22 protein-coding genes are annotated in these 26108 nt (G+C 39.5%); 4 read left to right on the forward strand and 18 right to left on the reverse strand.

Going from position 1 to position 26108, the window contains the following annotated elements:
• Positions 1 to 4: 4 nt before the first annotated feature.
• The 4 genes from frr to CJF29_RS03970 all read right to left on the reverse strand — a co-directional run bounded on the left by frr (position 5) and on the right by CJF29_RS03970 (position 4159).
• Entirely contained in the window at positions 5 to 565 is a 561-nt protein-coding gene (frr, locus tag CJF29_RS03955) for a ribosome recycling factor (RefSeq protein ID WP_004299198.1), read from the reverse strand.
• Positions 566 to 616: 51 nt separating this feature from the next.
• A complete protein-coding gene (locus tag CJF29_RS03960; RefSeq protein ID WP_074559181.1) occupies positions 617 to 1528 on the reverse strand; it encodes a DMT family transporter in 912 nt (303 codons plus the stop codon).
• A 537-nt stretch (positions 1529 to 2065) separates the two neighbouring features.
• The gene (pyrH, locus tag CJF29_RS03965; protein ID WP_004306551.1) at positions 2066 to 2776 is read right to left on the reverse strand and encodes a UMP kinase; all 711 of its coding nucleotides are present in this window, start codon (positions 2774 to 2776) and stop codon (positions 2066 to 2068) included.
• Between the two features lie 54 nt (positions 2777 to 2830).
• Entirely contained in the window at positions 2831 to 4159 is a 1329-nt protein-coding gene (locus tag CJF29_RS03970; protein ID WP_099146642.1) for an MATE family efflux transporter, read from the reverse strand.
• A gap of 112 nt (positions 4160 to 4271) precedes the next feature.
• Here CJF29_RS03970 and CJF29_RS03975 point away from each other — a divergent pair, with 112 nt between their 5' ends.
• A complete protein-coding gene (locus tag CJF29_RS03975) occupies positions 4272 to 4955 on the forward strand; it encodes a tetratricopeptide repeat protein (protein ID WP_099146643.1) in 684 nt (227 codons plus the stop codon).
• 34 nt (positions 4956 to 4989) lie between these two features.
• Here CJF29_RS03975 and CJF29_RS03980 read toward each other — a convergent pair whose 3' ends face one another.
• The 4 genes from CJF29_RS03980 to CJF29_RS03995 all read right to left on the reverse strand — a co-directional run bounded on the left by CJF29_RS03980 (position 4990) and on the right by CJF29_RS03995 (position 7927).
• Positions 4990 to 6282, reverse strand: coding sequence for a zinc-dependent metalloproteinase lipoprotein (locus CJF29_RS03980; protein ID WP_008650082.1), 1293 nt, complete (start codon positions 6280 to 6282; stop codon positions 4990 to 4992).
• Between the two features lie 66 nt (positions 6283 to 6348).
• A complete protein-coding gene (locus CJF29_RS03985; protein WP_099146644.1) occupies positions 6349 to 7107 on the reverse strand; it encodes a biotin--[acetyl-CoA-carboxylase] ligase in 759 nt (252 codons plus the stop codon).
• On the reverse strand, positions 7091 to 7447 hold the full coding sequence (locus tag CJF29_RS03990) for an MmcQ/YjbR family DNA-binding protein (RefSeq protein ID WP_004306560.1): 357 nt from the start codon (positions 7445 to 7447) through the stop codon (positions 7091 to 7093). Before CJF29_RS03990 ends, CJF29_RS03985 begins: the two co-directional genes overlap by 17 nt.
• Positions 7448 to 7561: 114 nt before the next feature.
• Positions 7562 to 7927: a YraN family protein gene (locus tag CJF29_RS03995; protein WP_099146645.1), complete on the reverse strand. Its 366-nt coding sequence runs from the start codon at positions 7925 to 7927 to the stop codon at positions 7562 to 7564.
• 67 nt (positions 7928 to 7994) lie between these two features.
• Between CJF29_RS03995 and CJF29_RS04000 the strand changes: the two genes are divergently transcribed.
• Together CJF29_RS04000 and CJF29_RS04005 are read left to right on the forward strand one after the other, a co-directional pair.
• Complete coding sequence (locus tag CJF29_RS04000) at positions 7995 to 8228, forward strand: hypothetical protein (protein ID WP_004299215.1); 234 nt, start codon at positions 7995 to 7997, stop codon at positions 8226 to 8228.
• A 40-nt stretch (positions 8229 to 8268) separates the two neighbouring features.
• On the forward strand, positions 8269 to 8706 hold the full coding sequence (locus CJF29_RS04005; protein ID WP_004299216.1) for a nucleoside deaminase: 438 nt from the start codon (positions 8269 to 8271) through the stop codon (positions 8704 to 8706).
• A 14-nt stretch (positions 8707 to 8720) separates the two neighbouring features.
• Here the strand turns inward: CJF29_RS04005 and CJF29_RS04010 are convergent, their stop codons facing one another.
• The 3 genes from CJF29_RS04010 to CJF29_RS04020 all read right to left on the reverse strand — a co-directional run bounded on the left by CJF29_RS04010 (position 8721) and on the right by CJF29_RS04020 (position 10483).
• Complete coding sequence (locus CJF29_RS04010) at positions 8721 to 9011, reverse strand: DUF4834 family protein (RefSeq protein ID WP_074559176.1); 291 nt, start codon at positions 9009 to 9011, stop codon at positions 8721 to 8723.
• 67 nt (positions 9012 to 9078) lie between these two features.
• Positions 9079 to 9786, reverse strand: coding sequence for a CDP-diacylglycerol--serine O-phosphatidyltransferase (gene pssA / locus CJF29_RS04015; protein WP_004306563.1), 708 nt, complete (start codon positions 9784 to 9786; stop codon positions 9079 to 9081).
• Between the two features lie 10 nt (positions 9787 to 9796).
• Positions 9797 to 10483, reverse strand: coding sequence for a phosphatidylserine decarboxylase family protein (locus CJF29_RS04020; protein ID WP_004299219.1), 687 nt, complete (start codon positions 10481 to 10483; stop codon positions 9797 to 9799).
• 161 nt (positions 10484 to 10644) lie between these two features.
• On the opposite strand from CJF29_RS04020, the gene dnaE reads away from it, so the two are divergent.
• Entirely contained in the window at positions 10645 to 14451 is a 3807-nt protein-coding gene (gene dnaE, locus CJF29_RS04025; protein ID WP_004299221.1) for a DNA polymerase III subunit alpha, read from the forward strand.
• Positions 14452 to 14613: 162 nt separating this feature from the next.
• On the opposite strand, the gene CJF29_RS04030 is transcribed toward dnaE, so the two are convergent.
• The 7 genes from CJF29_RS04030 to CJF29_RS04060 form a co-directional block, all read right to left on the reverse strand.
• Positions 14614 to 16830: an alpha-L-rhamnosidase C-terminal domain-containing protein gene (locus CJF29_RS04030; RefSeq protein ID WP_008998943.1), complete on the reverse strand. Its 2217-nt coding sequence runs from the start codon at positions 16828 to 16830 to the stop codon at positions 14614 to 14616.
• 149 nt (positions 16831 to 16979) lie between these two features.
• On the reverse strand, positions 16980 to 18365 hold the full coding sequence (locus CJF29_RS04035) for a LamG-like jellyroll fold domain-containing protein (RefSeq protein WP_099146646.1): 1386 nt from the start codon (positions 18363 to 18365) through the stop codon (positions 16980 to 16982).
• A 73-nt stretch (positions 18366 to 18438) separates the two neighbouring features.
• Positions 18439 to 20256, reverse strand: coding sequence for an alpha-L-rhamnosidase C-terminal domain-containing protein (locus CJF29_RS04040; RefSeq protein ID WP_099146647.1), 1818 nt, complete (start codon positions 20254 to 20256; stop codon positions 18439 to 18441).
• 20 nt (positions 20257 to 20276) lie between these two features.
• Positions 20277 to 22610, reverse strand: a complete 2334-nt coding sequence (locus CJF29_RS04045) for a family 20 glycosylhydrolase (protein WP_099146648.1) — start codon at positions 22608 to 22610, stop codon at positions 20277 to 20279.
• Positions 22611 to 22631: 21 nt separating this feature from the next.
• The gene (locus tag CJF29_RS04050; protein WP_099146649.1) at positions 22632 to 23519 is read right to left on the reverse strand and encodes a DUF6528 family protein; all 888 of its coding nucleotides are present in this window, start codon (positions 23517 to 23519) and stop codon (positions 22632 to 22634) included.
• A 72-nt stretch (positions 23520 to 23591) separates the two neighbouring features.
• Positions 23592 to 24557, reverse strand: coding sequence for a DUF6528 family protein (locus CJF29_RS04055; protein WP_099146650.1), 966 nt, complete (start codon positions 24555 to 24557; stop codon positions 23592 to 23594).
• A 12-nt stretch (positions 24558 to 24569) separates the two neighbouring features.
• Complete coding sequence (locus tag CJF29_RS04060) at positions 24570 to 26084, reverse strand: arylsulfatase (protein WP_099146651.1); 1515 nt, start codon at positions 26082 to 26084, stop codon at positions 24570 to 24572.
• Positions 26085 to 26108: the final 24 nt, after the last annotated feature.

The following is a 26108-nucleotide window of genomic DNA, read 5'->3' on the forward strand; positions in this document are numbered from 1 at the left end:
CTAATTAAACAGTCATAATTTCTTTATCCTTTTCAGCCAGCATATCATCGATTTGCTTGATATACTTATCATGGATTTTTTGCAGTTTGGCTTCCGCATTCTTCTGTTCGTCTTCTGCCAATCCGTCTTTTACAGCTTTCTTCAGTGCGTCGATACCGTCACGACGAGCGTTACGTACACTAACTTTAGCTGTTTCACCTTCTCCTTTACACTGTTTTGCCAGTTGTTTACGACGTTCTTCCGTCAAAGGAGGAATACCGATACGGATCATTTCACCATTGTTTTCGGGCATGATACCGAGGTCAGAGTCGATGATTGCTTTTTCGATGACACGGAACATGCTTTTATCCCACGGTTTGATTACGATACTGCGGGCGTCCGGAGTGGTAATTGCTGCTACATTGCTGATAGGCACCATACTTCCGTAAGAATCTACGCGGATGCCATCTAATAAGCGGGCACTCGCTTTTCCAGCGCGGATATGTGCCAGTGCTTCTTCCAGATACATGATGGCCATATCCATTTTTTCTTGTGCATTGTCAAGGCAAGTCTTTACGTCTACCATATTTTTTGAGATTTAAAATTGCATTTTGATTGATTAAGTAGCAAAAGTATATTATTTTTTGTTCATCTGCAACAGCATTCCCATCTTTTTTATGAGTGACTTACCGATGATAATTAAGGTAACAGCGGTGATAATCATTAAAATACCTACCATTAACCGGGGAGTCAGTTTTTCGTGAAACAGGAGAACACCGAAAAATAGAGCTGTCACAGGTTCCAGAGCACCCAGTATGGCTGTTGGAGTAGAGCCTATATAATGGATGGCTAGTGCGGTACAGATCAGAGATACGGCAGTTGGCAGAATGGCTAGTGTCAGCACGTCGGCCCAGAGCCAGGCTGACGGTATTATTTGCAGTTCCGTACAAAAATTTAAACGGACGATATAAACCGATAGTCCGAACAAAATTGCGTAGAATGTGAGCTTGGTGGTCGGCAGGTTTTTCAGCGTCGAACGGTTCACACCTACTATATATATAGCATAAGAGAGTGAGGACAGCAGAACAAAGATAATTCCCAAAGTCGACAGCGGTTTGTTTCCGTCTCCCTGATAGAGCAAGGCGATACCAAAAAGTGCCAGCAGGATGGAAAAAACGGTAATTGCGGAAATCTTTTCTTTGAAGAATATCCCCATAATGACTGCTACCATCACCGGATAGACAAAGAGAATGGTAGAAGCAATACCGGCATCCATATAATTATAGCTCATAAACAAAAGTAGTGATGAAAAAGAGAATAGCAATCCCATAATGACTAAGGGCAAGACGTCTGCCTTATGAAGCGCAAAAGACTGGTGCTGCATTTTCATCAGAATACCCAATACGATTGTCGCAAAGAAGTACCGGTAGAATAAAACGGTATCGACACTCATTTCGGCTGCATAGAGCGGAAGTGCAAAAAGAGGATTCATACCGTAGCTGGCAGCGGCAATCGCTCCATAGATAAAACCTTTGGTTTTGTTGGTCATTGTTTTGCTTTTTTTTAATGGCGTGCAAAAGTACGCAGTTCACCAATGATAAACAAGCGTTTAGGCGGTTGGTAGTATAATTTAATCTTTCGTATGCTAAAAACTATTTCTTAGTGAAGAGGATACTAATCTTGTTTATGCATAAAATTAATCGTCTGACAGTTGTTAAACTTGCGTCTGACTACTGTTGAACTTTCGTCTGACAGTTGTCAGACGAAAAAGAATCAACTGTCAGACGATTAATTTTATTCGATCGGGAGATTAGTTATACGCAGTCTGAGGAATAATTAACAGGCAATAGTCTATCAGATTCCAAACGGGATAATGTTAATCCCTGTTCAATCAATAACTCTGCATGATATGCTTGATTAGTAGCCGTTCATTTCCACATAATATTTGAAAAAATAAAGTGCAAATTTTGCAATAATAGTCTTAATCAAAGCTATACTGCAAAATTCGCACCTCTTATTTCTAAATGAATAATCGATTCTTATCGGAGCATTGTTCGATAGATAAATGAATGTTAATAGTGGTGAATTAGTTATGTACTAACGTACCTATCTCTTCTCCGCTGATTACTTTCTTTAAGTTACCTACTGTGTCCATATCAAATACGACGATAGGCAGATTATTTTCTTTGCACATACAGGTCGCAGTTAAATCCATAACTTTCAGACCACGTTTCAATACTTCATCATACGTAATGTCATCGAATTTGGTTGCGGTAGGATCTTTTTCAGGATCAGCTGTGTAAATGCCATCTACGCGAGTACCTTTCAGCATAACGTCTGCTTCGATTTCTATTCCTCTAAGTGAAGAACCGGTATCTGTAGTAAAGAAAGGATTTCCTGTTCCTGCAGACATGATGACCACTTCACCGTTTTCCATACATTCGATGGCTTTCCATTTACTGTAGAATTCACCGATAGGTTCCATCCGTACTGCTGTCAATACACGTGCTTTTACACCGGTAGCCACAAGAGCAGAACTTAGAGCGAGGCTATTGATAACGGTAGCCAACATTCCCATTTGGTCACCTTTCACACGGTCAAAACCTTTATTGGCTCCGCTTAATCCGCGGAATATATTGCCTCCTCCGATGACGATACCAATCTGTACCCCTTGTTCGTGGATTTCTTTGATTTGTTGAGCATATTCTGCCAGTCTTTTTTCGTCAATGCCGTATTGCTTTTCGCCCATCAAGCTCTCTCCACTGAGCTTTAGTAAGATTCTTTTATACTTTGCCATACCTTTTGCTTTTTATTGTTTGCCGCAAATATAGAGATAATTTATCGGATAGCCTCACTGGGATGCGATTACTTTTTTCATTATTTGCCTTCCCAAAAAGGTTTGTACAACTCCTCGCAGGGAAAGATAAATGAGAAAAGCCAGCCATAGGGCGTGATTTCCCAGAAGAGGATGGAAAGTGTAATATACTCCGAAGAAGCTGGCGGAGGCGACTAACATGGAGTAAAGCATCTGACGGGTAGCGGTGGCACCAATAAATACTCCATCCCACAGGAAAGCAGAAAAACCAGCTAGCGGAATGATAAGTGCCCAGTAAAAATAAGTGTCTGAAGCGTTGATTACTGAAGTGTCATTGGTTAGTAGGCCCAGAAATTCTTTTCCACCGATTGCATAAAGGATGGTGAATATCAATGAAAGACCCAATCCCCAATAGAAAAGGTGGTGTACTGTGTTGCGTAAGGCTGTTTGATTCTTGGCACCTATGTAACGGCCGGCCAGTGCTTCACCGGCATAAGCAAATCCGTCCATGATGTAAGAAAACAGAGTGAATAGTTGCATGAGCAAGGTGTTTACGGCTAATACAATTTCTCCTTGGGCGGCTCCTGCAGAGGTGAAAAACAGGGTGACCACAACCAGGCAAAGGGTACGGAAGAAGATGTCCCGGTTGACTTGGAAGAAACGGTACATGGCTTGTTTCTGTATAATTTCTTTCCATACGATCCGCTTTCTTAGTGCATTGTAATAGCGCATATATAGCAATATGGCCATGAAGAAACCTGCATATTGGGCTATTAAAGTTCCTGTTGCCACTCCTGCCACTTTCATATCCAGCAAGTAGACAAAGGATAGGCTGGCTACAATATTGACAATGTTTTGAGTAATAGCGATATACATGGGAAAGCGTGAATTCTGCATTCCGATAAACCAACCGGCGAATCCATAAAGTCCTAATGTGGCGGGAGCTCCCCAGATACAGATATAGAAATAAGTAGTTGCCAGTTGCTCGACTTCCGGTGTGGTTTGTATCAGGGTGAATGCCAATTTCAGGATGGGGTATTGGAGTATCAACAGGCAAAGAGCTATAAACAATCCTACGCCAACGGAACGTAACAGTAACCGGGTGATTTCATTTAGATCATGCTGACCATACGCTTGTGAGGTCATGCCACTTGTCCCCATGCGCAGGAATCCGAAAATCCAATAGATAATATTGAACAACATTCCCCCTACAGCGATGGCTCCAATGTAGGCCGGAGAACCGAGGTGTCCTACGATGGTAACATCGATAAGTCCCAGTAGCGGGACGGTAATATTTGATATAATCGATGGTATGGCTATCCGTAATATTCGTCTGTTTTCGGAGGATTGTTTTTTATCTATCATTTTATAGAAACACTTTTATCAAATTGATTGTTCTTTTCGTCCACAAAGGTACATTTTTTATTTTTTTGTTGTATCTTTGTGAATCACGAACTAAATAGCAATCAGATGGATTATGAGGACCTTAACTATTTTTCTTTTATCTTTATTCTCATTGCCGCTGGCGCTGAATGCACAGTCGGTTGATGAGATGTTGCAGAAAATATCTGCCGCCATTGAGGCTGGGCAGAATGGACAGGCTGTGAGCTATTTCCGGCAGACTATTCCTCTGAATATAGACCGTACGGAAATGTATTATTGGACGAATGTGGACAAGAATAGTGAAATTAGCTCCAAACTGGCTACTGAATTAGCTCTCGCCTATAAAAAGAAACGGAATTACGACAAAGCTTATTTGTTCTACAAAGAGTTGCTGCAAAAGGACCCAAATAATGTAGATTGTTTGGAAACATGTGCAGAAATGCAAGTGTGCCGCGGACAAGAAAAAGATGCTTTGCGTATGTACGAAAAAATATTGCAACTCGATGCGGATAATCTGGCTGCTAATATCTTTTTAGGAAACTATTATTATTTGATGGCAGAGCAGGAGAAGAAAAAGTTAGAAACGGATTACAAGAAACTTCCTTCTCCCACTAAAATGCAGTATGCCCGCTATCGGGACGGATTATCGAAGTTGTTTACTACCCGGTATGAGAAAGCGCGTAACTCTTTACAGAAAGTTGTTCTACGTTTTCCATCGACAGAAGCTCAAAAGACATTGGATAAGATATTGAGAATAGAAAAAGAGGTGAATCGCTAAGTGGTTCACCTCTTTTTCTATTATATTCAATTTGTTATTTTATAGTTCGTATTGGTAAATCCAAGGGACCTTCATTAAGTGCTCGGGTATCAATGTCTCCTTTCTTCGGTCCAGGTATCAGTGGACTATAGGATAAGACATGTCTGATACGTTCACGTTGATTTTGAGTGAATTGATTTGAGTGGCTAATAGCATAATCCATGATATTATAAGAGATAAACTCTATACCATCACATCCTGTTCGTTTTACCAAATTTTCAAATGTGTATTTTGCTCTCTCATTTTCATATATGTAATCACAATTACTATCATACTCTTGTTTATTATAGCTTTTAGTATCTTTGCAATAATCTGTATCTTCACACGTACCATTATTTGTTTCGGCAAAGACATGATGCAGTCCCAGGTAATGTCCTAATTCATGAGCTAGCGTGACAGTAACGTCTGCTGTGTTATATTTTGTTGAAGTAGATTCTTCATTAATATATAGGCTATTAATAGAGACACATAGTGGGAATTGTAAATTTGCTAATGTTAGATGAGAGTAGTCTGTTTCACCAAGCCCTTCTAAATAATGCTTGCCTTTAGTAGAAAAAGGAATATGGGAGATACCTAATGTTACTGAATTTGAATTAGGTTCGGTTGCAAAATTATAAACCATAATATTGATATATGAGTTTGGATCCCATAAGTATTTTACATATTCTCCCGAATTATCCTCCATGAAAGCTTCACAGTCGATAGGGTATGATTCTGGCCATTGGATATATTCTACACCAGGATTGGGTAATGTTTCTCCATTTTTATCTGTTGTTGCCAATGTAAAAGTGAGATTCATATCTACACTGTTATTCTTGCTTTTATACAGACTGTTCACTTTGTCTAGTATATGGGATAAACGGCTTGAATTTACTTTCTGTAGAGAATTTCTATCTTCTTTATACAATACATGAAAGATTACAGGGATTTTATAATGATATTCTTCAGCTGTATTGATAGAGCCATTTTGGATGATTTGAACAGTTTTGTTAACCTTATGACTTATAATAGTGACAGTTGCTGTTCTGGAATTGGATTCCAGATTTGCATTAATAGATAAGATTAACTTTCCATCGTTCTCTCCTTTTTGTGTATTAGGAATACACCATTGTTTATTACTTGTTACAGTCCATGAAGAACTGCATGTAATATCTATCGTTAATGATTCACCGCTTGCGCTGATGTTATCAAACTTCGATTCTGATATATTCAATGTTGCAGAATCTGAATCATCGCATCCTATTAATATCCATAACAATGAAAGGAGGAAAATTAGTTTTGTTTTCATAAATGAAAGAGTTTTATATAAAAACGCACGTTCCAAAGATAATGTTTTGATCTGGAATAGGATAGCTTATTTCAGTAAATATTCTACTTCCTTAAACATATAGTCTCTTTTCATCAGCATCTCGTCTTCTAAAATTAATCTTCCTTCAGGTTCTACACAAACGATTCGTGCAAGAAATTCTCCATTGGCATCTTTATATCGATGAATTCCTTCCCTTCTGAAAAGAGACTTTTCATATTGACAGGCTATTGATGTCGTATCGCCTTTTTTGAGCAAGCTATAATAAGATTGGATACGTAGCATGATATTTTTCAGTATTTCGAATAGATCATACTTTTTTCCTGTGATTTGTCGCAGTGAAACGGGGTTGGGAGCAGAACAGTGAAACATTTCCTGATTAATATTGATCCCAATCCCTGCAATACTTTGACTAATGTTCCGCCCCATCAGATCGTTTTCTATCAACATCCCGCATATTTTCTTTTCTTTCCAATAAATATCGTTCGGCCATTTGATAGAGATATCGGTGGTATATGTATCTAATTCTTCTTTAATAGCTAAAGATATAATCTGTGAAATGAGAAACTGACGTCGTGCTTCCAAAAAATCGGGGAAGATAACGGTGCTGAAAAGAAGATTCTTGCCAGGATCTGATTCCCAGGAATTGCCACGTTGTCCCCGACCGGAAGTTTGAAAATCGGCGACAACGACAGTTAGTTCTTCCATTTTCTGTTTAGAACAGAGAGATTGCAGATAATTGTTGGTAGAATTAGTCTCGTTGATATGAATCAATGGAACCGGGAATATATCAGGGAAGGGCATCATATTCTGCACGTAACTTTTTAGTAAATTTCTTGATTACCTCATTATAAGAGTGATCGATAAGCTCTTTCATCAATTTATCGTCTATGTCACTATCAAAGCGGACACTATTCCAGTACTTTTTATTAAAATGATAAGCCCCTTCAATTCCCGAATAATGTTCACGCAGTTCGATTGCTTTCTCCGGGTCACATTTTAGCGCGATGTGATTAGCTTCTTCCAGGTCAATGAGAGCAAACATCTTGTTCATTACCTTTATAACCAGTGATACATCATCGAAAGGGAAAGATTCGGTGACTCCTCTCTTGCTTAAGCAGTATTCTCTGATAGTTTCTACATTCATAATGAATTAATAATTATAGTATGTTTTCATAATTGGTTATATCATAATTTTAAGCGCAGATTGCACGCATTTCACGGCTCTTATAATGATGAATATGTAAAGCCAAAGCTTTCTTTAATATAAAGGAGGATAAAACGCTTCCTCTATGTGTTCAACCTTGAAATGCCCGTCGTTGCCTACTACAGTAATGATATCAAAGCGTACAGGAGTGTCAATCTGGAACAATCTGATATAGGCATCCGCTGCGCGTACTGTACGTCTTATTTTAGGTAAATCTACAGCATTTTCCGGTTCAGCAAACAGAGTGTTGCTGCGGGTCTTCACTTCTATTACAATCAGTTCGTTGTCTTTTGCAGCTACAATGTCCAGTTCAAAATGCCCCCTTCTCCAGTTCCGGTTACGGATGAGATACCCCTTCTGTTCAAGATAAGCTACGGCGGCATTTTCTCCGGCTTTTCCTAAATCATTATGTTTAGCCATCTTTTTTTGCAAATTTACTGCTTTTATTCTTTGTATTTACAGAAGTAAAAGTAATTTTGCAGAAGATATGAGAAAAAGGAGTAAGAAGTGCCTGAAAATGCATGTCGAGTGTACCAAAAGGGAACGACGGATGAGCATTTTATTGAGCGACGAAGAACAGCTGATTGTAGATCGTTATCTTGAGAAATATAAGATAACGAACAAGTCACGTTGGCTTCGTGAAACGATTCTCATGTTTATTCATAAGAATATGGAAGAAGATTATCCAACCCTTTTTGGTGAACACGACATGAGACGATAGGGGGATAATAAAAATAATAGATTCAAAATTAAAGGGTGGAATGCTGGACGATATTTACTTCATGAAACAAGCTTTGATAGAGGCAGGAAAGGCTGCCGAGCGGGGGGAAGTTCCCGTTGGAGCTGTCGTGGTTTGTAAGGAGCGGATTATCGCACGTGCCCATAATCTCACAGAAACATTGAATGATGTGACGGCTCATGCCGAGATGCAGGCTATTACAGCTGCTGCCAATGTGCTTGGTGGCAAGTACTTGAACGAATGTACCCTGTATGTCACAGTTGAACCTTGCGTAATGTGTGCCGGAGCTATTGCTTGGGCACAGACTGGTAAGCTTGTATTTGGCGCTGAAGATGAAAAACGCGGCTATCAGAAATATGCCGGTTCGGCTCTACATCCTAAAACGGTGGTTGTAAAAGGGGTAATGGCTGACGAATGCGCTACATTAATGAAAGAGTTTTTTGCTGCGAAACGAAAATAAAAGCAGTATCCTGTTTATTTGATTTCCTCAAAATCTACATATTCACCATCGTCCTGGGTGAATATTTTTTTATGTCTTTTCTCAGGAACATTCTCGGAATATATTTCCTCTTCATTATCATTTGAACGGCTATCTCTTTGACCATAGTCCTGTTGGCTTGTACGTCCCGATTCCGTTTGTTTCGGGCGTGATGAAGAAGATCCACGTCCTAATCCGAAAATCGTTCTTAGTATGAAGCCGACAATAGAAAGGCCAAATACGAAAATGGCAATAATAAAAATGAGTATGAATAAAAGTATATGCATCGGGCTATGATTTTTATGTTGTTACTTCGATAAAACTCATAGTACAACAAACGTGCCAAGAGATTGTTTATTTACTTTTTCTTGTAAAAAGTGAAAGTAAAATATACCATACAATGATGGCGGCAAAGCTACTGATTCCAAGAAATATAAGAAGAGGAATGCAGATAATCAGGAATATAAAACTGATTTTGTTGTCATTCCATGACAGATTTTTAAATTTCAGCGAAAACATCGGTATTTCTGATACCAGCAGTCCGGAAAACAGACAGACAAGTATAAGAAGGTAGACAGGATGGCAGTTGTCTGATATCAGGAAGTCATGTGCACCCGCCACTAAAGAACCCCAGAACAGAGCGTTGGCGGGAACCGGAAGTCCCACAAAAGAACTGGTCTGTCGCGTGTCATTATTGAATTTAGCCAGGCGCAATGCTGAAAAAACAGAAATCAAGAATGCCAAATAAGGTAGGTAAGGAGCGATGAACTCCATACTTGCCGGATAATACATTTCTTTGAACAGAGAGAATACGATCAGTGAAGGAGCAACTCCAAAACTGACATCATCTGCCAATGAGTCCAAGTCTTTTCCGATAATGGAATGTGCGTTGAGCATACGAGCCAACAATCCGTCGAAGAAATCGAAAATGGAACTTAAAGCAATGAAAAGTAGTGCCAGCTCATATTTGGCTTCAAAAGCCATGACGCAGGCAATACAACCGGAGAAAAGGTTCAGGCAGGTTACGGTATTCGGAATACTGTTTTTAATAACGTTTGTCATTGTGACAGAATTATTTAAGTTTGGCGATAACCGTTTGGTTACCGGTCGTTAATTGTCCCATGCTGACACATACTTCTGTGCCAATGGGTAAATACACATCCACACGGGAACCGAATTTGATAAATCCCATGTGTTCGTCAATATAACATTCTTCTCCTACTTCAGCGTAGGTGACAATACGGCGTGCCACTGCTCCGGCAATTTGCCGGGTGAGTACTTCCACTCCTTCCGGAGTTTCGATTACTACCGTAGAACGTTCGTTTTCTGTGCTGGCTTTCGGCAGCCATGCTTTCATGAAGTTTCCATTATGATGTGCTACCTTTTTAATGGTACCGTCCACCGGATACCAGTTGGCATGTACATTCACAATGCTCATGAAGATGGATATCATTAACCGGCGGTCATGGAAATATTCGTTTTCATCGACTTCCTCGATAACGACGATTTTTCCATCGGCGGGTGCTACGACAATCTTTTCAGTGTCCTGTCCGAAGAGACGGATCGGACATCGAAAGAAATTCACCATCAGCAGATAGACTGCTATACTCGCTACTGCTACCACATAAAATGGTATTTTGCAATCGATCCCCCAATAAAGAGCCGCATTAATCAATAGCAATAGCAAGAAGCTAGCCCATAATATATGTGTTCCTTCGCGGTGAATACGTATTTTCTTCAATTTCTTTAGTCGGCCCATGAATGCTGTTTAATGATATTGTCTGCAAAAATATACTTAATTTAAAAATTCAGCAAGTAAATGAGCATAGAAATGCGAATGTTGATAACTTTTTGAGGATTATTTTTGTTTATAACCCGGGAGGTAGTAATTTTATGCCTTCAAATTAACTACTTATCATTATGCAGGATTTCGTTCATTTACATGTCCATACTCAATATTCTTTGTTGGATGGTCAGGCTAGCGTAGCTCGTCTGGTTGATAAAGCCATGAAGAATGGGATGAAGGGTATAGCCGTGACCGATCATGGAAATATGTTCGGTATCAAGGAATTTACGAACTACGTCAATAAGAAGAACAGCGGTCCGAAAGGTGAAGTCAAGGACCTGAAGAAGCGAATTGCAGGAATTGAGGCCGGCACGATAGAGTGCGAGGATAAAGAGGCGGAGATTGCTGCTTGCAAAGCTAAGATCGTGGAAGCGGAAAACAAACTATTCAAACCGATCATCGGTTGTGAAATGTATGTGGCACGCCGTACCATGGACCTGAAAGAAGGCAAGCCCGACCAGAGTGGTTATCACCTGATCGTATTGGCTAAGAATGAAACAGGTTATCACAACCTTATTAAATTAGTATCGCACGCGTGGACGCGCGGTTATTATATGCGTCCGCGTACTGACCGTAGCGAACTCGAAAAATATCACGAAGGACTTATTATTTGTTCAGCCTGTCTCGGTGGTGAGGTGCCGAAGCGGATTACTGCCGGGCAATTTGCCGAAGCGGAGGAAGCAATACAATGGTATAAGAATTTGTTTGGCGATGACTACTATCTGGAGTTACAACGCCATAAAGCGACTGTTCCCCGTGCCAATCATGAGTGTTATCCGTTGCAGGTGAATGTGAACAAACATTTGATAGAATATGCTAAGAAATTCAATGTCAAACTGATTTGTACGAATGATGTTCACTTTGTAGATGAAGAGAATGCGGAAGCGCACGACCGTTTGATCTGTTTGAGTACCGGTAAGGATTTGGATGATCCTACCCGTATGCTTTACACCAAACAAGAATGGATGAAGACACGCGAAGAGATGAACGAACTCTTTGCCGACGTGCCCGAAGCATTGAGCAATACACTGGAGATTCTTGATAAGGTAGAATACTACTCGATCGACCATGCACCTATCATGCCGACTTTCGCCATTCCCGAAGATTTCGGAACAGAGGAGGGGTATCGGGCGAAGTTTACAGAAAAAGACTTGTTCGACGAGTTTACTCAAGATGAACATGGTAATGTGGTATTAAGTGAAGAGGATGCGAAAGCAAAAATTAAACGCTTGGGTGGTTATGATAAACTTTATCGTATAAAACTTGAAGGAGATTATTTGGCAAAACTGGCTTTTGACGGAGCTAAAAGAATTTATGGTGAACCTCTAACGGAAGAAGTCAAAGAACGAATGAACTTCGAATTGTACATCATGAAAACGATGGGTTTCCCCGGATACTTCTTGATTGTACAGGACTTTATCAATGCGGCACGTAAGGAACTGGGTGTGTCGGTAGGTCCGGGACGTGGTTCGGCAGCAGGTTCAGCAGTGGCTTATTGTTTGGGTATTACGAAGATAGACCCTATCCAATATGATTTGCTGTTTGAACGTTTCTTGAATCCAGACCGTATTTCCTTGCCCGATATTGATGTGGACTTTGATGATGACGGTCGTGGTGAGGTACTTCGTTGGGTGACAAATAAATATGGTCAGGAAAAAGTTGCTCATATTATTACGTATGGTACTATGGCGACAAAGATGGCTATCAAGGATGTCGCGCGTGTACAAAAGCTACCTTTGTCAGAATCCGATCGTTTGTGTAAACTGGTTCCTGACAAGATTCCTGACAAGAAACTTAATTTGCCGAATGCCATTGCTTATGTTCCCGAATTGCAAGCAGCGGAAGCGTCATCTGATCCTCTATTGCGGGATACGATCAAGTATGCCAAAATGCTTGAAGGCAACGTGCGTGGTACAGGTGTACATGCTTGCGGTACGATTATTTGCCGTGATGATATTACTGACTGGGTACCTGTCAGCACTGCTGATGATAAGGAAACGGGCGAAAAGATGCTTGTTACCCAGTATGAAGGCTCGGTGATTGAAGATACTGGGTTGATTAAGATGGACTTCCTCGGTCTGAAAACTTTGTCTATCATCAAAGAAGCTGTTGAAAATATCCGTTTAAGTCGTAATGTTGAAGTAGATGTCGATGCGATAGATATTTCTGATCCGGCTACTTATAAATTATATAGTGACGGACGTACGATTGGTACATTCCAGTTTGAATCTGCTGGTATGCAGAAGTACCTGCGCGAATTGCAGCCTTCTACATTCGAAGATTTGATTGCCATGAATGCCCTTTATCGTCCGGGACCGATGGATTATATCCCTGATTTTATTGATCGTAAACATGGACGCAAGCCGATTGAGTATGATATTCCGATAATGGAGAAATACTTGAAGGATACGTATGGTATTACGGTCTATCAGGAACAGGTGATGCTTTTGTCACGCTTATTGGCCGACTTTACCCGTGGTGAGTCCGATGCCCTTCGTAAAGCGATGGGTAAGAAGTTGCGTGACAAGCTGGATCACATGAAACCTAAATTTGTTGAAGGCGGACGAAAGAATGGACATGACCCGAAAGTGCTTGAGAAGATTTGGACAGACTGGGAAAAATTCGCGTCTTATGCTTTCAATAAATCACATGCTACTTGTTATTCGTGGGTGGCTTACCAAACAGCCTATCTGAAAGCCAATTACCCTCCTGAATATATGGCAGCTGTCATGAGCCGAAGTTTGTCGAACATTACCGATATCACGAAACTTATGGACGAATGTAAGGCAATGGGTATTCAGACACTGGGACCAGATGTAAATGAGAGTAACCTGAAGTTTACCGTAAACCATGACGGTGATATTCGTTTCGGACTTGGGGCCGTCAAAGGTGTAGGTGAAGCTGCTGTACAAAGCATTATGGAGGAACGGCGTAAAAATGGTCCTTTCCTCGGAATCTTTGATTTTGTGCAACGTGTCAATCTCAATGCCTGCAACAAGAAGAATATGGAATGTCTGGCATTAGCCGGAGGATTTGATAGTTTCCCGGAACTGAAACGGGAACAATATTTTGCTGTAAACTCTAAGGGAGAAGTTTTCCTGGAAACATTGATGCGTTATGGTAACCGTTATCAGGCAGATAAGGCGGCTGCCGTCAATTCTCTGTTCGGTGGTGAAAACGTTATTGATGTTGCAACTCCTGAAATTCCTCAAGGGGTAGAACGTTGGAGTGATCTCGACCGTCTGAACCGTGAGCGTGATTTGGTTGGTATCTATCTTTCCGCTCACCCGTTGGATGAATTCTCTATCGTATTGGAACATGTTTGCAATACACGTATGGCAGATTTGGAAGATAAAGCTGCCCTTGTCGGTCGTGAAATAACGATGGGAGGAATTGTGACCAGTGTTCGTCGTGGAGTCAGCAAGAACGGAAATCCGTATGGTATCGCCAAGATTGAGGACTATTCCGGTTCTACCGAGATTCCATTCTGGGGAAACGACTGGGTGACTTATCAGGGATATCTCAATGAAGGAACGTTCTTATATATTAAAGCTCGTTGCCAAGCCAAGCAATGGCGGCAGGATGAACTGGAAGTGAAAATTACCTCTATGGAACTTCTTCCCGACGTGAAAGAAGAACTGGTGCAGAAGATCACGATCGTCATTCCCCTGTCTGTCTTGAACTCGGCCTTGGTCACTGAACTTGCCACTCTGACGAAGGAACATCCGGGAAATACGGAACTATATTTTAAAGTAACGGATGATGCTGATGTAACTCACATGTCGGTTGATTTGATTTCCCGTCCGGTTAGACTTTCAGTAGGCCGGGATTTAATAACATATTTAAAGGAACGTCCCGAACTGGGATTTCATATAAATTGATTATATTTATAATATCTGTAAAGTACTAATGTAATGTGGAAATATTTTTTGTTTAGCTATTTTTTTATTTGTAGTAAAATATAATTTTTGCATTAGTAAATTAGCTTTAATAAAATGGGAAATAAAGGCTTTTTACAGCATTTATTCCCCATTTTATTAAAGCTAATTGTTAGAGTTGGATATTGTAAGATTATGCCTTCCTGAATTCAGGATTTTTATTTTATCTTTCGTATATGGTACTTCTATTGTTATACCATCTGGTATGCATAAAGACATATGAATTTGATTCTTTTTTCGTTTTAATACAACCTGAACCTTTCCGGCAATAGTTTCAATCGTAGCTGACGCATTTGTTAAATCTCCCATTTGTGGGGCAACACGAATAACTTTGAATCCTGGAGTTATAGGAGTTATACCACAAACTTTTTGACTTAACAAAGTTAATGGTCCGCCACTCCATGCATGATTTATGGTACCACCTCCGAAACCTTCCTGACCAATTCCCCAACCTTCGAATAATGTGGTATAATCTTTGTAACTCAACATCTTTGAATAACGTTTTTTCATACGATATAAAGCAAATGATGGTTCATTCATTATGAAAAGAGCTTCTAAAACATATTTTTCCATGTACGGGCTTGCATGATATTCATTTTTGAATATTTCCAAAAGTTGTGGGTATTTGTCAGAAGAAGCTAATCCAGATACCACAGCCATTGCTTGTGCACGATCATCTGTTGCATGGGTATACAGTGGAGAACGATAACAAGTTCCGGTCCAGAATTCTGAATCAAATTCTTTCTCAATCCCACGCATCAAAGATGATATCTCTTCCACGTCAGATGACTTGCCTAATTGTCGGGCAAATTCTCGTTCTGCTTTTAAAGCTAAATAGTACCAACAATTTGTCAATACTCCCATATCAATATTCTCTCCCCAATCTCCCCAATTCCAGTCTCCTTTTCGTTCAATAACTAATCCTTTCTCATTTATTTTCCATACTTCGTGTAAATAGCGGTGTATACGATCATAAATATCCGGGATAAAACTATTATCTCCGCTATAAAATGCTAACGTGTAAAATCCATACCAACCAATAGTTGCCAATGTCTGTAGCGGAAGTTCTCTCCTATTACCGGGAATAGGAGAAAAGAATATCCCATTCGGTTTCTGCCAATTTATTAATTCATACACACCTTTGAGGGCTAATTGATAACTGGAAGGAGAAAGTGCATAAAATGCTTCGCCTAATTCATTTACCTCATCTCCCCACCATTGCGCACGTTCACGATCTGGGCAATCCATATAATTATCGCGCATAGTTATATATAATGTGCGGGCAGAGCGTTTCCATAATTCATTCAAGAAAGGGTCATTACAATAAAAATTACCGGAGATTTCTGTATTATATCCTGTTTCCCTAAATTTCAAACTGACAATCTTAACTCCTTTAGGAATAATATACTGAACTTCATGCCCATTCATCCAGCCATAACTTTCATATTCTTGCAATCCGTTCCGAGTGATATATTCTGCACGAACATTGTATTCAGAACCACCACAATAATTATCAGTTCGTATATTGATCTTTTTACCAGCAGGAGCCTCCACTTTTAAATAGGGGGTAATCTGACAATTATACGGCAGACGGCAATAGACTGTATCTTTATTAGCTGAATATCGAATACTGATATAGGGGCGTAGTCCATAATCTTTCCATAAAGGAATCGGGCGTTTTATTAGTTTACCAAAAGGAGAAACACCTACCTCTGAAACGACAATGGCTTTCGGAATAACTCCTCTATATCCGGGTAGATTCCATCCAAGCTTCTCTTTTCTGGCATCAAATAAAATATTACTTTCTGCCAAGCGCCAATTGGGATTAGGTGGTGTCATGGTATTCTGATATGCGGTATATACATCACTCTCCCAGCTATCATCAGATAAAATATTTATCTCTGGTGAAGTTGCTTCAAAAAAAAATGCTGCCAGACCACTATTGTTATGACTAAATCCGGATTTTCCAAAGTGCCAAACTAAAACAGCAATTGTATTTTCTCCTATTTGTAAAAAAGGAGCTATTTCAACAGGATCATAATAAGTATCGTAAGGTGAGGGAGTTCGTTTCAGTCCTCCTTCAAATACCACCATTTGGCCGTTAATCCACAACCAATATTTACTGTCTGCTGCAATATTAGCAATAAGGGATCGGGGAATATTATCAATATGTACCGTTTTACGGTATATCAGCCAAGTATTTGTAGCACTATTACAAAGTTCCCCGCTTATCCACTGCGCTCGGGTGTTATCTGAATTTTGGGCTTGAATATGTGCTGCTGTTAATATGCCCACTATTAAAGATACGATAATTTTTTTCATTAGTTATGTGAATCAATGTTGAATGAACTTTACCTCAAGGTGAAAGCTACAGAGATTGCTTTTCAACCTATAGAATTAGAAGCTGGAAAGAAATCTCTGTAGCTTATTTATTCTGATTACCTATGAAAATGATTCATCTGCGAAGTGGGTTATTCTTTCAGTGTATTATATAATGCTTTAACTTCTTCGGTTGTCAAAGCACGATCATATATACGAGTTATAGCAATTTGACCTTTATAGGCTCTGTCTGCCTCATTTGCAGCACCAGCGTCGCCACCAATTACGAACCATTTGTTTCCTGGAAATTGGAATGAATTACCACTAGCAGGGGCTCTTTGTACTTCAACTTTTCCATCTACATACAATTTAATGGCATCTGCATTTCCTGTACCGTCCCAAACGCCCACAACATGATACCAAGTTTCCTCTGGAACTTCACCCAGTGGAGGCATATTACAAGCTGAATAATTACCTATATAAGGTTCAAAACTCCAGTAGTTATCTTTATCTTGCCAAATAATAGCAACACCGCCACCACCATGACAACCCATCGGAATCGGACTACTTTCTCCATAATCTTTAGCACTCACATATAATTCCATCGAAAATCCGTCAGCAATTGCATTTTGGAAATTTAAGTTTTGGGTGAAATCAACAGTATAGAATCCACTGGTAATTTTATTTTGATTTACTGTTGCCGGATCGAATTTGGCAATATAACCAAATGTCTCATTTTCAACCATGGTCAAAGTAGGACCGGCAAATGTTTTAATTGGCATTTTCATTGCAGAAAGATCTTCTGCAGTACCATCTGCATTGAACTTAACATCGAGCAACTCTGCCAAATCCACAGCACCTGCTTGTCTGATTTCTATACTTTTTGTTGTAGGATAAGCAGATGATTCAGAGGTTACTTCCACTGTTGCAGTACGTATTTTTGCGATATCACTTGTGGCTACTGTAAGCACTAACTGCTCATTTGTTAATGATTTTTGAGTAATCCATTTTACATTTTCAGGAATGATACATTTCAATGAAGGTAAATTAGTACTAATTGCGACAATGACATCTTTTCCTTCCTTTCCGACAGATGCATTTTCGGGAGTTACTATTAACCTTGGACCACCCGGTTGAATACAGTTCAATATGAAGTCCGGAACAGATGAATTTTGAGTAGAAGATAATATAACTTGAGCTTTTCTTTCTTCCAACCCTTCATTCTCGGTTGCTGTAAATGAAACTTCTTTGAAACCGACTCCTTCTGCGATATCAACTTTAAACCATTCGTTACCTTCAGGAATTGTTATTTTCCAGTCCAGGTTGCTCATTACCCTCAATGTTAGATTTTCAACATTACCAGTCAAGTTATAGTCTCCACCACTGATACCACCAACAGAATTTCCGTTTTTATCAACCAAGCGTAATACAGGAGGCTCTTTTACTCCATCTTCAGAATTGTCTGAACAGGAGAAAATACCCATACACATGAATAATGCAAGCATCATCCAGACATTCATTAATAAATTCTTTTTCATTAGTTTATTCATTATAAGTTATACATTGTGGCAGTGTAAACTGCTTTATTAATTGTTCTATGAAACTCATTATTTATTTGATGACCGATACTTCTTTAGGGGCTTTCACTTCTGATATTACATTGCCATTTGCTTGTCTCTCATGGTAAATTTGTATTTCACCATAGGGAGTTGGAAATGTACCCTTTACCCACTGTAGATCTCCTAAATGAGGAGTTATACGTACTTGACGACATCCAGGTTCTAGTACTTCCACACCTAAAATGTGACGACTTAACCAAGAAGTTGGGCCTGAAGCCCAACCGTGGCACAAACTATGGCGGAAGCCTACATAGCAATAAGCACCACAGTCACCATGAATATCTTTTTTCCCTTCCGGCACTAATTCATCAATGGGAGCTGCATTCGGAATCCAATTGATATCGAAATCTTCCCAAAAACTAGTAGCTCCTAAGTCAATCATTGCTCCCCAATATTCACGAATCACGTCCAATGCCCCTTGATAATTGCCGGCCGCAGCCATTGCTTCCAACATATAATAGCCATAAAAAGTAGAGAAGCCTTGTGCGCCATTTATTGAAAGAAATTCTTTATCAGCTTTTGGGGCATCAATTAATCCTGTAATCGCCATTAATGCGGCCACTTGCTTGGAGCCGGGAGCATCGGGAGCCGGGCAGGAAGCTAAAAACTTTTTATAAACTTTGGATGCAGCTTTTACCAATTTCTTCTCGGCAGCTTTACAGTCATTAGACAATTGTCTGTCTTTAAATAGTTCTGCAAATTCAACTCCGACTCGCATTCCCCAAACCATTAAGGCTTGGAGTCCTGCTGCAATTGCATCTTTGTTGCTATTCGATGGCCAATCCAAAAAACGAGTGCCATCCAGACATTCCTGCCCATCGGGGGCTATTTGAGTCATTAATTGTCTCAATAAAGCTATAATATAATCACGTGATTGTTCCAGATAGGCTTTATTTCCATGATAGCGATACCATTCGTAATGGCACAACAGCCACCAAATAGAATAAGAGGAGAATCCTGCATTCATCCAATGTGGTAATGGCGTGATATCACGCATTAAATCCAAACTTTTAGGTACCACTTCATTGTAACCGAACACACAGTTTACAGTCATCACCTCTGGATAGGAATCACCTATCCAGACCAAACGGTCACGTTTAATTCCATCCCAGAGATGATTCTGCATATTCAGATGAACGGTATAAGCTCCCGTTCTCCATATTGTGTTAAGTTTCTCATCATTACATTTGAAAGAACCACGATACGGAATATCGCGCATGATAGAGATTGCACGGACCTCCTTAAGCTCAAGTATTGCGTCTGTATCCAATAGATCAATGCGCACAAAACGAAAGCCGGAATTTCCTGTTTCATATACTCCGAGCCATGGAAGGATAAGCTCTTGATCTCTAATAGCATGATCGTTTGTCGCTCCTCCTTTGCCGTCTATGTCAGACATTGCCTCACTGACTGATTCGCCATAACGAAGACGGATTCTTACCGGCTTATGGCTTGGCCAGGCACCAGTGACCAATTGTACTCCACCATGAAGCTCTTTCCCGAAATCAAGAAGAATAGCTGGACGAGCTCCATCTGTAGAAGATAGTTGGCAATATGCGGCGGCCTTGGTCATTTTCTCTTTCTTGCCTTGTAAACCGGTGTTTATTGATTCGTAATCGTAATACGCTCCCCAATAAGCCTGACCATCCCCTTGGTTTAACAAAAAATTACAATTTGTGATATGATCACTATCTTGTTGCCAAACAATCCGGGTGGGAGTAATGTATGTACGTACACGCGGATCACGCTCTTGGGCATATATCACACACGCACTTAAAAGTGAGAATATAATTGTCAATTGTACTTTCATTATTATTTTTCATTAGTTAATTAATGCTTGTATATTGGTTTTATTTGTTTGCCTAAAGTATCATATATCTTCAACGACAAACATCCACCATGTACATCAAAATAACGGACTTCTAAGGGGTGCCATCCTTTCGCCAATGCACGTTGACATGATACTTCTTTTTTCTGATGTCGTCCTTCGTTGTCTACAATCATTTCGCCATCTACTTTTAGTGTACTACCATCATCAGATGAAAGGTAGAATGAGTAGATACCATCAACCGATACATAAAAATAACCAGTAAAAATTAAACCTACTCCGCTATCTGATAAATTACGAATATCTACTCCTGAGGGAATAGCGACATCGTCGATGGTGCTCTTTTCTTTTAAATGATAATTTTCTATTGCCTGGCAAGAAGAAATATTACCTTCATAGCATGTAAGCATTAATCCTTCTTTCTCCGGAACCTTAATGTCTGCTGGAACATATCCATCCTGTTTTTTATAAGAAGTACGGAAAACTTTACTCGATTTTCCATTAGGACGATACGCACGGAAGGCAAAATCTGCAGAATTCCGGATGGATATAGGGGCAGTGTATACTGCCGATTTTTCGGTTGGCTCTGTGCCATCGTCTGTATAATGGATAACAGCGTCCGGATCAGGGGAAATAACATTTACTTTAGTTTCACCGATAAAAGTATTTGTATCGCAAAATCCTTCCAAATCAACCATGCGGTAATCTATTCCCAATACATCTAAACGGTTGAATTGTCCAATCATGCGTTTCTGGAAGCTTTCCCAGTTGTAATTTGCTGCTTGCGACCAACCAGATTCTGCAATAGCAAGCAATCGAGGGAATGCCATATAATACATTCGTTCACGAGAAGGAATGAATTCTCCCCATATATTTCCTTGTACTCCCAATATTTTTTTTGATTGAGATTCGTTCAATGAGTCTAGTAAAGAAACTGATTCACAAATTAGCTTGGTAGACTGTCTTATTTCAGGATAATCTAAATAGAAATCATAGTTTGGGCAGAGAATGACCGAATTGCCTTGGGCTATGGATTTTTTTACAACCTCTTTTTCATAGCTTTGCCACCACATTACTGTAGCCGTGGGCGACACTCCACCTTGCAATATTTCATCCCAGCCAATCAGACGTTTTCCATGTTCATTGAAATATTGTTCCATTTGATGAATAAACCATGATTGTAGTTCTTCTTCGGTCCTTAAACCATTCGTTTTCATCCGCTCTTGACAATCTGGACACTTTTTCCAATTCTTTTTTGAAACTTCATCCGCTCCTAAATGTACATATTCAGAAGGAAAAAGACGAAAAATCTCATCATACACGTTTTTACAAAACTCTAAAGCACTCTCTTTGCCAGGACAAATAGGAGAAGAAATATTCATCGGTGCTCCTTTTTGCGAGAAACAGGAAACATTCTCATAAAGGCTGACTGCAGTTTGCATGTGTCCTGGCATGTCTATTTCTGGAATTACGTCAATACCACGTACTGCTGCATATTTTATAATTTCACGTATATCTTCCTGTGTATAGAATCCTCCATATAATGTGTCTCCTTCTATAATTCGTAATTTATCAGAAGGAATATTGAGAGAGGGATTCTTCTCTCTTTTTGAACGGTTCATGCAAATACGATCTTGGTCATTAAATGTACGCCATGCTCCTTTCTCTGTCAGTAGAGGATATTTTTTGATTTCAATACGCCACCCTTGGTCATCAGTCAAATGCCAATGAAACTTATTCATTTTATAAAGTGCCATTACATCTAACAGCTCTTTTACTTCTTCTTTACTGAAAAAATGGCGAGCTACATCAAGTAACACACCTCTCCATGCGAAACGGGGTTCATCCGTGATAGAAACAGTTGGTATTGACCAAACTGTATCCAAAACAACAGCTGATGTTTCTATTGCAGCAGGAAGCATTTGACGGACTGTTGATATAGCAGCTATTACACCGGCATAATTGGCCGAAGATATGTGTATTTGATCCGGGGTAACCTTTAATGTGTAATTGCCATCTTTGTGAGGTAATTCTCCGTTTATACGTAATTGAATATGACCACTCCCATCTCTTTTAACAACAAACTTATAACCAGTGGCACGTTGCAGGATGGTAACTAGATAATCAGCGGCCGGCTTTAAGGAGGAATCATTTATACAGATAATCATATTGTCCTGTAAAATGAAAGCTCCTTTTCCTATTGTTAGCTGGGCAGGTTCAGGAAGCAACTTTAATGTCCTTTCTGGACGGCTGATAGAATTTGTGCATGAAGTGTGGACTAGTAATAAAATAACTAGCCAAATCCCCCATATTGCTTTTTTATTGTCTATATACATAATTGCTTTTTTATTTTATGATTATTCATAGATAACCGGACGGACCTTATACAAATTAATACTATCTATCGTCAACGTTTTCTTAGGATTTTCCAGATAAATATTGTGAGTCCACCATTCTATCTCAGCTTGTGTATAGCTTAAAGTTCTATTCTTTTTATTATAGTTGAATGACTTAATAAATTTTTTCCCTTCCAAAGGTTGAAATGGAATTATCTTTTCCGTATCTAAATTAATCACGTAAGTTCCAAAGGATGTTGTAAATCCCAATTCATTTTCTGAAATGCGAATCAGATCGTGTCCGTCGTCTGTTGGTAGTTTCCACACTTTTTCCATTTGCAATGCCGGTTGATTGCTTTCCCAATCCTTTAGGGAATAAGCTTTCAATTCATTAAATCCGAGTGCGTACAACAACTGACGGTTTTCCATCCAAATCACTCCATGTCCCCAAAAAAGACTATCTTGAAAAAGAACTTGGTTAGGGCGGTTAATGTCAAATAATTGTATACAATCTCCTTCTTCATTATGTGATAATGCTACTACTACCCGATTATTGGGAAGTAGCTCTATGGAATGTGCGGCTGGAACTCTTGCATAAAATAAGCATTTTTCAGATGAGCGTTCGATAATAGCTGCTCCTCCGGCCGAAGAGGACATAAGTATCCAGTTTCCATTTTGGGCCGTCTTGCATTCATCCATTCCTCGAAAGTGTTTTTTGAAATCGTCAGGGATATTAGACTCCTGTGCATTCCATTTCCATACGATATCTAAATTTTTTCCCTCTGAGTTATCTACATTGACAATCCATACTTTATCGTCACCGCAGACAACAATCTCGTTCTTTATTTGTCCGGTAGCACATGCGCACAAGACAAAAAAAAGTATAAATATTGCATATATATTTTTCATGTTTTTTATATCCGTTTTATGAACTATTCAAGAAACTATTCGTTTCACAAATTCATTGCTGCCTCTTCTTATTTATCCCCTTTCAGGTACAAATCTCACTTTATAAAGATTCACATTACTGATGGTGATTGTTTTGTTGGGGTTTTGGATGTGAATATTATGTGTCCACCACTCAATATCTGCATAAGTATAAACTAAGTATTCGCTTTCTTTATCGTAATTGAAAGATTTGATAAATTTGCGACCTTTCATTGGTTCGAATTCAGAGATGGCTCCTGTATTTGTATCGAGTACATATACGTTATAAGCTGTTGTAAATCCTAATTCATGATCTGAAATACGAATTAAATCATGTCCATCCGGTATTTGCTCTGTCCCACCTAAAGGTAGATCCCATTCTTTCTTCTTCACAAATGAAGGCGTTGATGTATTCCAATCTTTCAGTTCATAAGCGAGTAATTTGTCATATCCTAATGCATATAAAAGTTGCTGATTTTCCATCCAGATAACACCATGTCCGCCTTTTTGATCTTCTTTAAAGATAACTTTGTTGGAAGCGTTTCTGTCATATACCTGGAAGCCACCTACGTCACCAGAGAGGGCCACAACGACTCGATTATTGGGCAGTAACTCAATAGAGTGTGCTCCTGGGGCATCCGCGGCAGTGAATAAACATTTCTTGGTTTTACGAGAAAGAATAAGAGCTGATCCTCCTGAAGATGCTAGCAAGACGAGTTGGTCGTTTCCTTCATTTACAACTTTACACTCATCTATTCCCAATAAACGTCTTTTCAACGTAGCCGAAAGATCGTCTGCTGTTTTTGAATCCCATTCCCATTCATATGGTACTGTGGTCATAGAGGCTTTGCCTATATTGATAATCATGACTTTAGAATCTCCACATGTAATGATTTCTTTATCTACTTTAGAAGATGAACCAGTGATAGTGTCATAAAGTTCATCTAAATTGACATCGTATTCATCTTTACATGCAACAAAAAGTAAAGCCAACACAAGTAATAAATTCCACTTTTTCATATTTTCGATAATTTATAATTTGTAATTAGTAACAGGGGATTCCGTATGAGCTTTTTTCATCTTTTTTTCTATTTCATTCACTACATTCGGATAAGTAGATGAAAGATTATACTGTTCTTGCGGATCTGTTTCCAGATCATACAACTCTACACAACGGTTTCCGTTTTTAATATTAGAAAGATATCCTTTCCATTTTCCCATGCGGAGAGCTTTCGAACCTTCTCCTTCCGGAAGCTCCCAATAAAGATATTCATGTGCTTTTTGACGATTGCCTTTCAAAGTAGGAAGAAAACTAATGCCATCTGTCTTTTTATAGGAATAGCCGGTAATTTCGCCTAATGTAGGCAACACATCCCAAAAGGCGCAAATATGATCGCTGACAGATCCGGCGGTAATCTGATCGTGCCAATGAACAATCATTGGCACTCGAATACCACCTTCACGTAAACTGCCTTTTCCCCAGCCTTTTTCCGATTTGAAGGGACCTGCACTATCAAACCAAGGAGCATTCACTCCTCCGTTGTGAGTAGGTCCGTCATCACTGCTGAATAGGATCAATGTGTTTTCATAAAGCCCGCATTCTTTTAATAATTCAATCAGACAGCCAACTTGTTCATCCATATAACTAACCATGGCAGCGTATGTGGCTTTCGGGTAGCGGCACGGAAAATACCCTTTATTACCCAAGTAAGGAGGCTCGTCACCAAATTTCTTTACATAATAATCAATCCAGCGTTGAGGTGCCTGTAATGGTACATGTGCAATGGGAGTAGGCCAATATAGAAAGAAAGGGTGCTCTTTATGTCGTCCTATAAACGAAAGAACCTCATGAAGCATTAACTTCGGAGCATAAGATTTGGAGACAAGGAACTCATAGCTTTCTTTCTTATAAGGATCGGCAGCCGCGTCTAACTTCTGATTCGGAGAAAGAAGACGATTAGGCAGATATTCCCGATGTTCGTTTCGCCACAGAAAAGAAGGATAATAATCATGTGCCTGTCGTTGGCAATGATATCCATAGAAGAAATCGAAGCCCATTTTACGGGGCGTAGAACTTGATCCTGGATAACCTAAACACCATGTACCGACGCAACCGGTTGTATAACCGACTTGTTTCAATAAGGATGCCACAGTTATTGTACCTTCAGGCATCGGACGCTGTCCCTCTAAAGTGGAATCTGCCAATACTGCCAAATAATTGCCAATATTACCTCGTTCAGGCAATTCATCATTTCCACGAATATAGGCATGTCCCGTATGTAATCCTGTCATTAATGAACAGCGAGAAGGAGAAGAAACGGCAGAGCCGGAATAATGTTGTGTAAACCGCATACCCTCTGCAGCTAACCGATCTAAATTCGGTGTCTCTATTTTTTGTTGTCCATAGCATCCTAAATCCCCATAGCCGATATCATCTGCTAAAATGTAAATAATATTGGGACGTTGCTTCGTGTCTTGAGCTTTAGCTCCTGACTGGTACATAACTGACAAAAAGAATATTGACAATAATGAGTATCTATTCTTCATTTCAATAAAAAGATTTGTTTATTT

Origin of the sequence: Bacteroides celer (assembly GCF_002632415.2) — a bacterium.
Classification (GTDB): domain Bacteria; phylum Bacteroidota; class Bacteroidia; order Bacteroidales; family Bacteroidaceae; genus Bacteroides.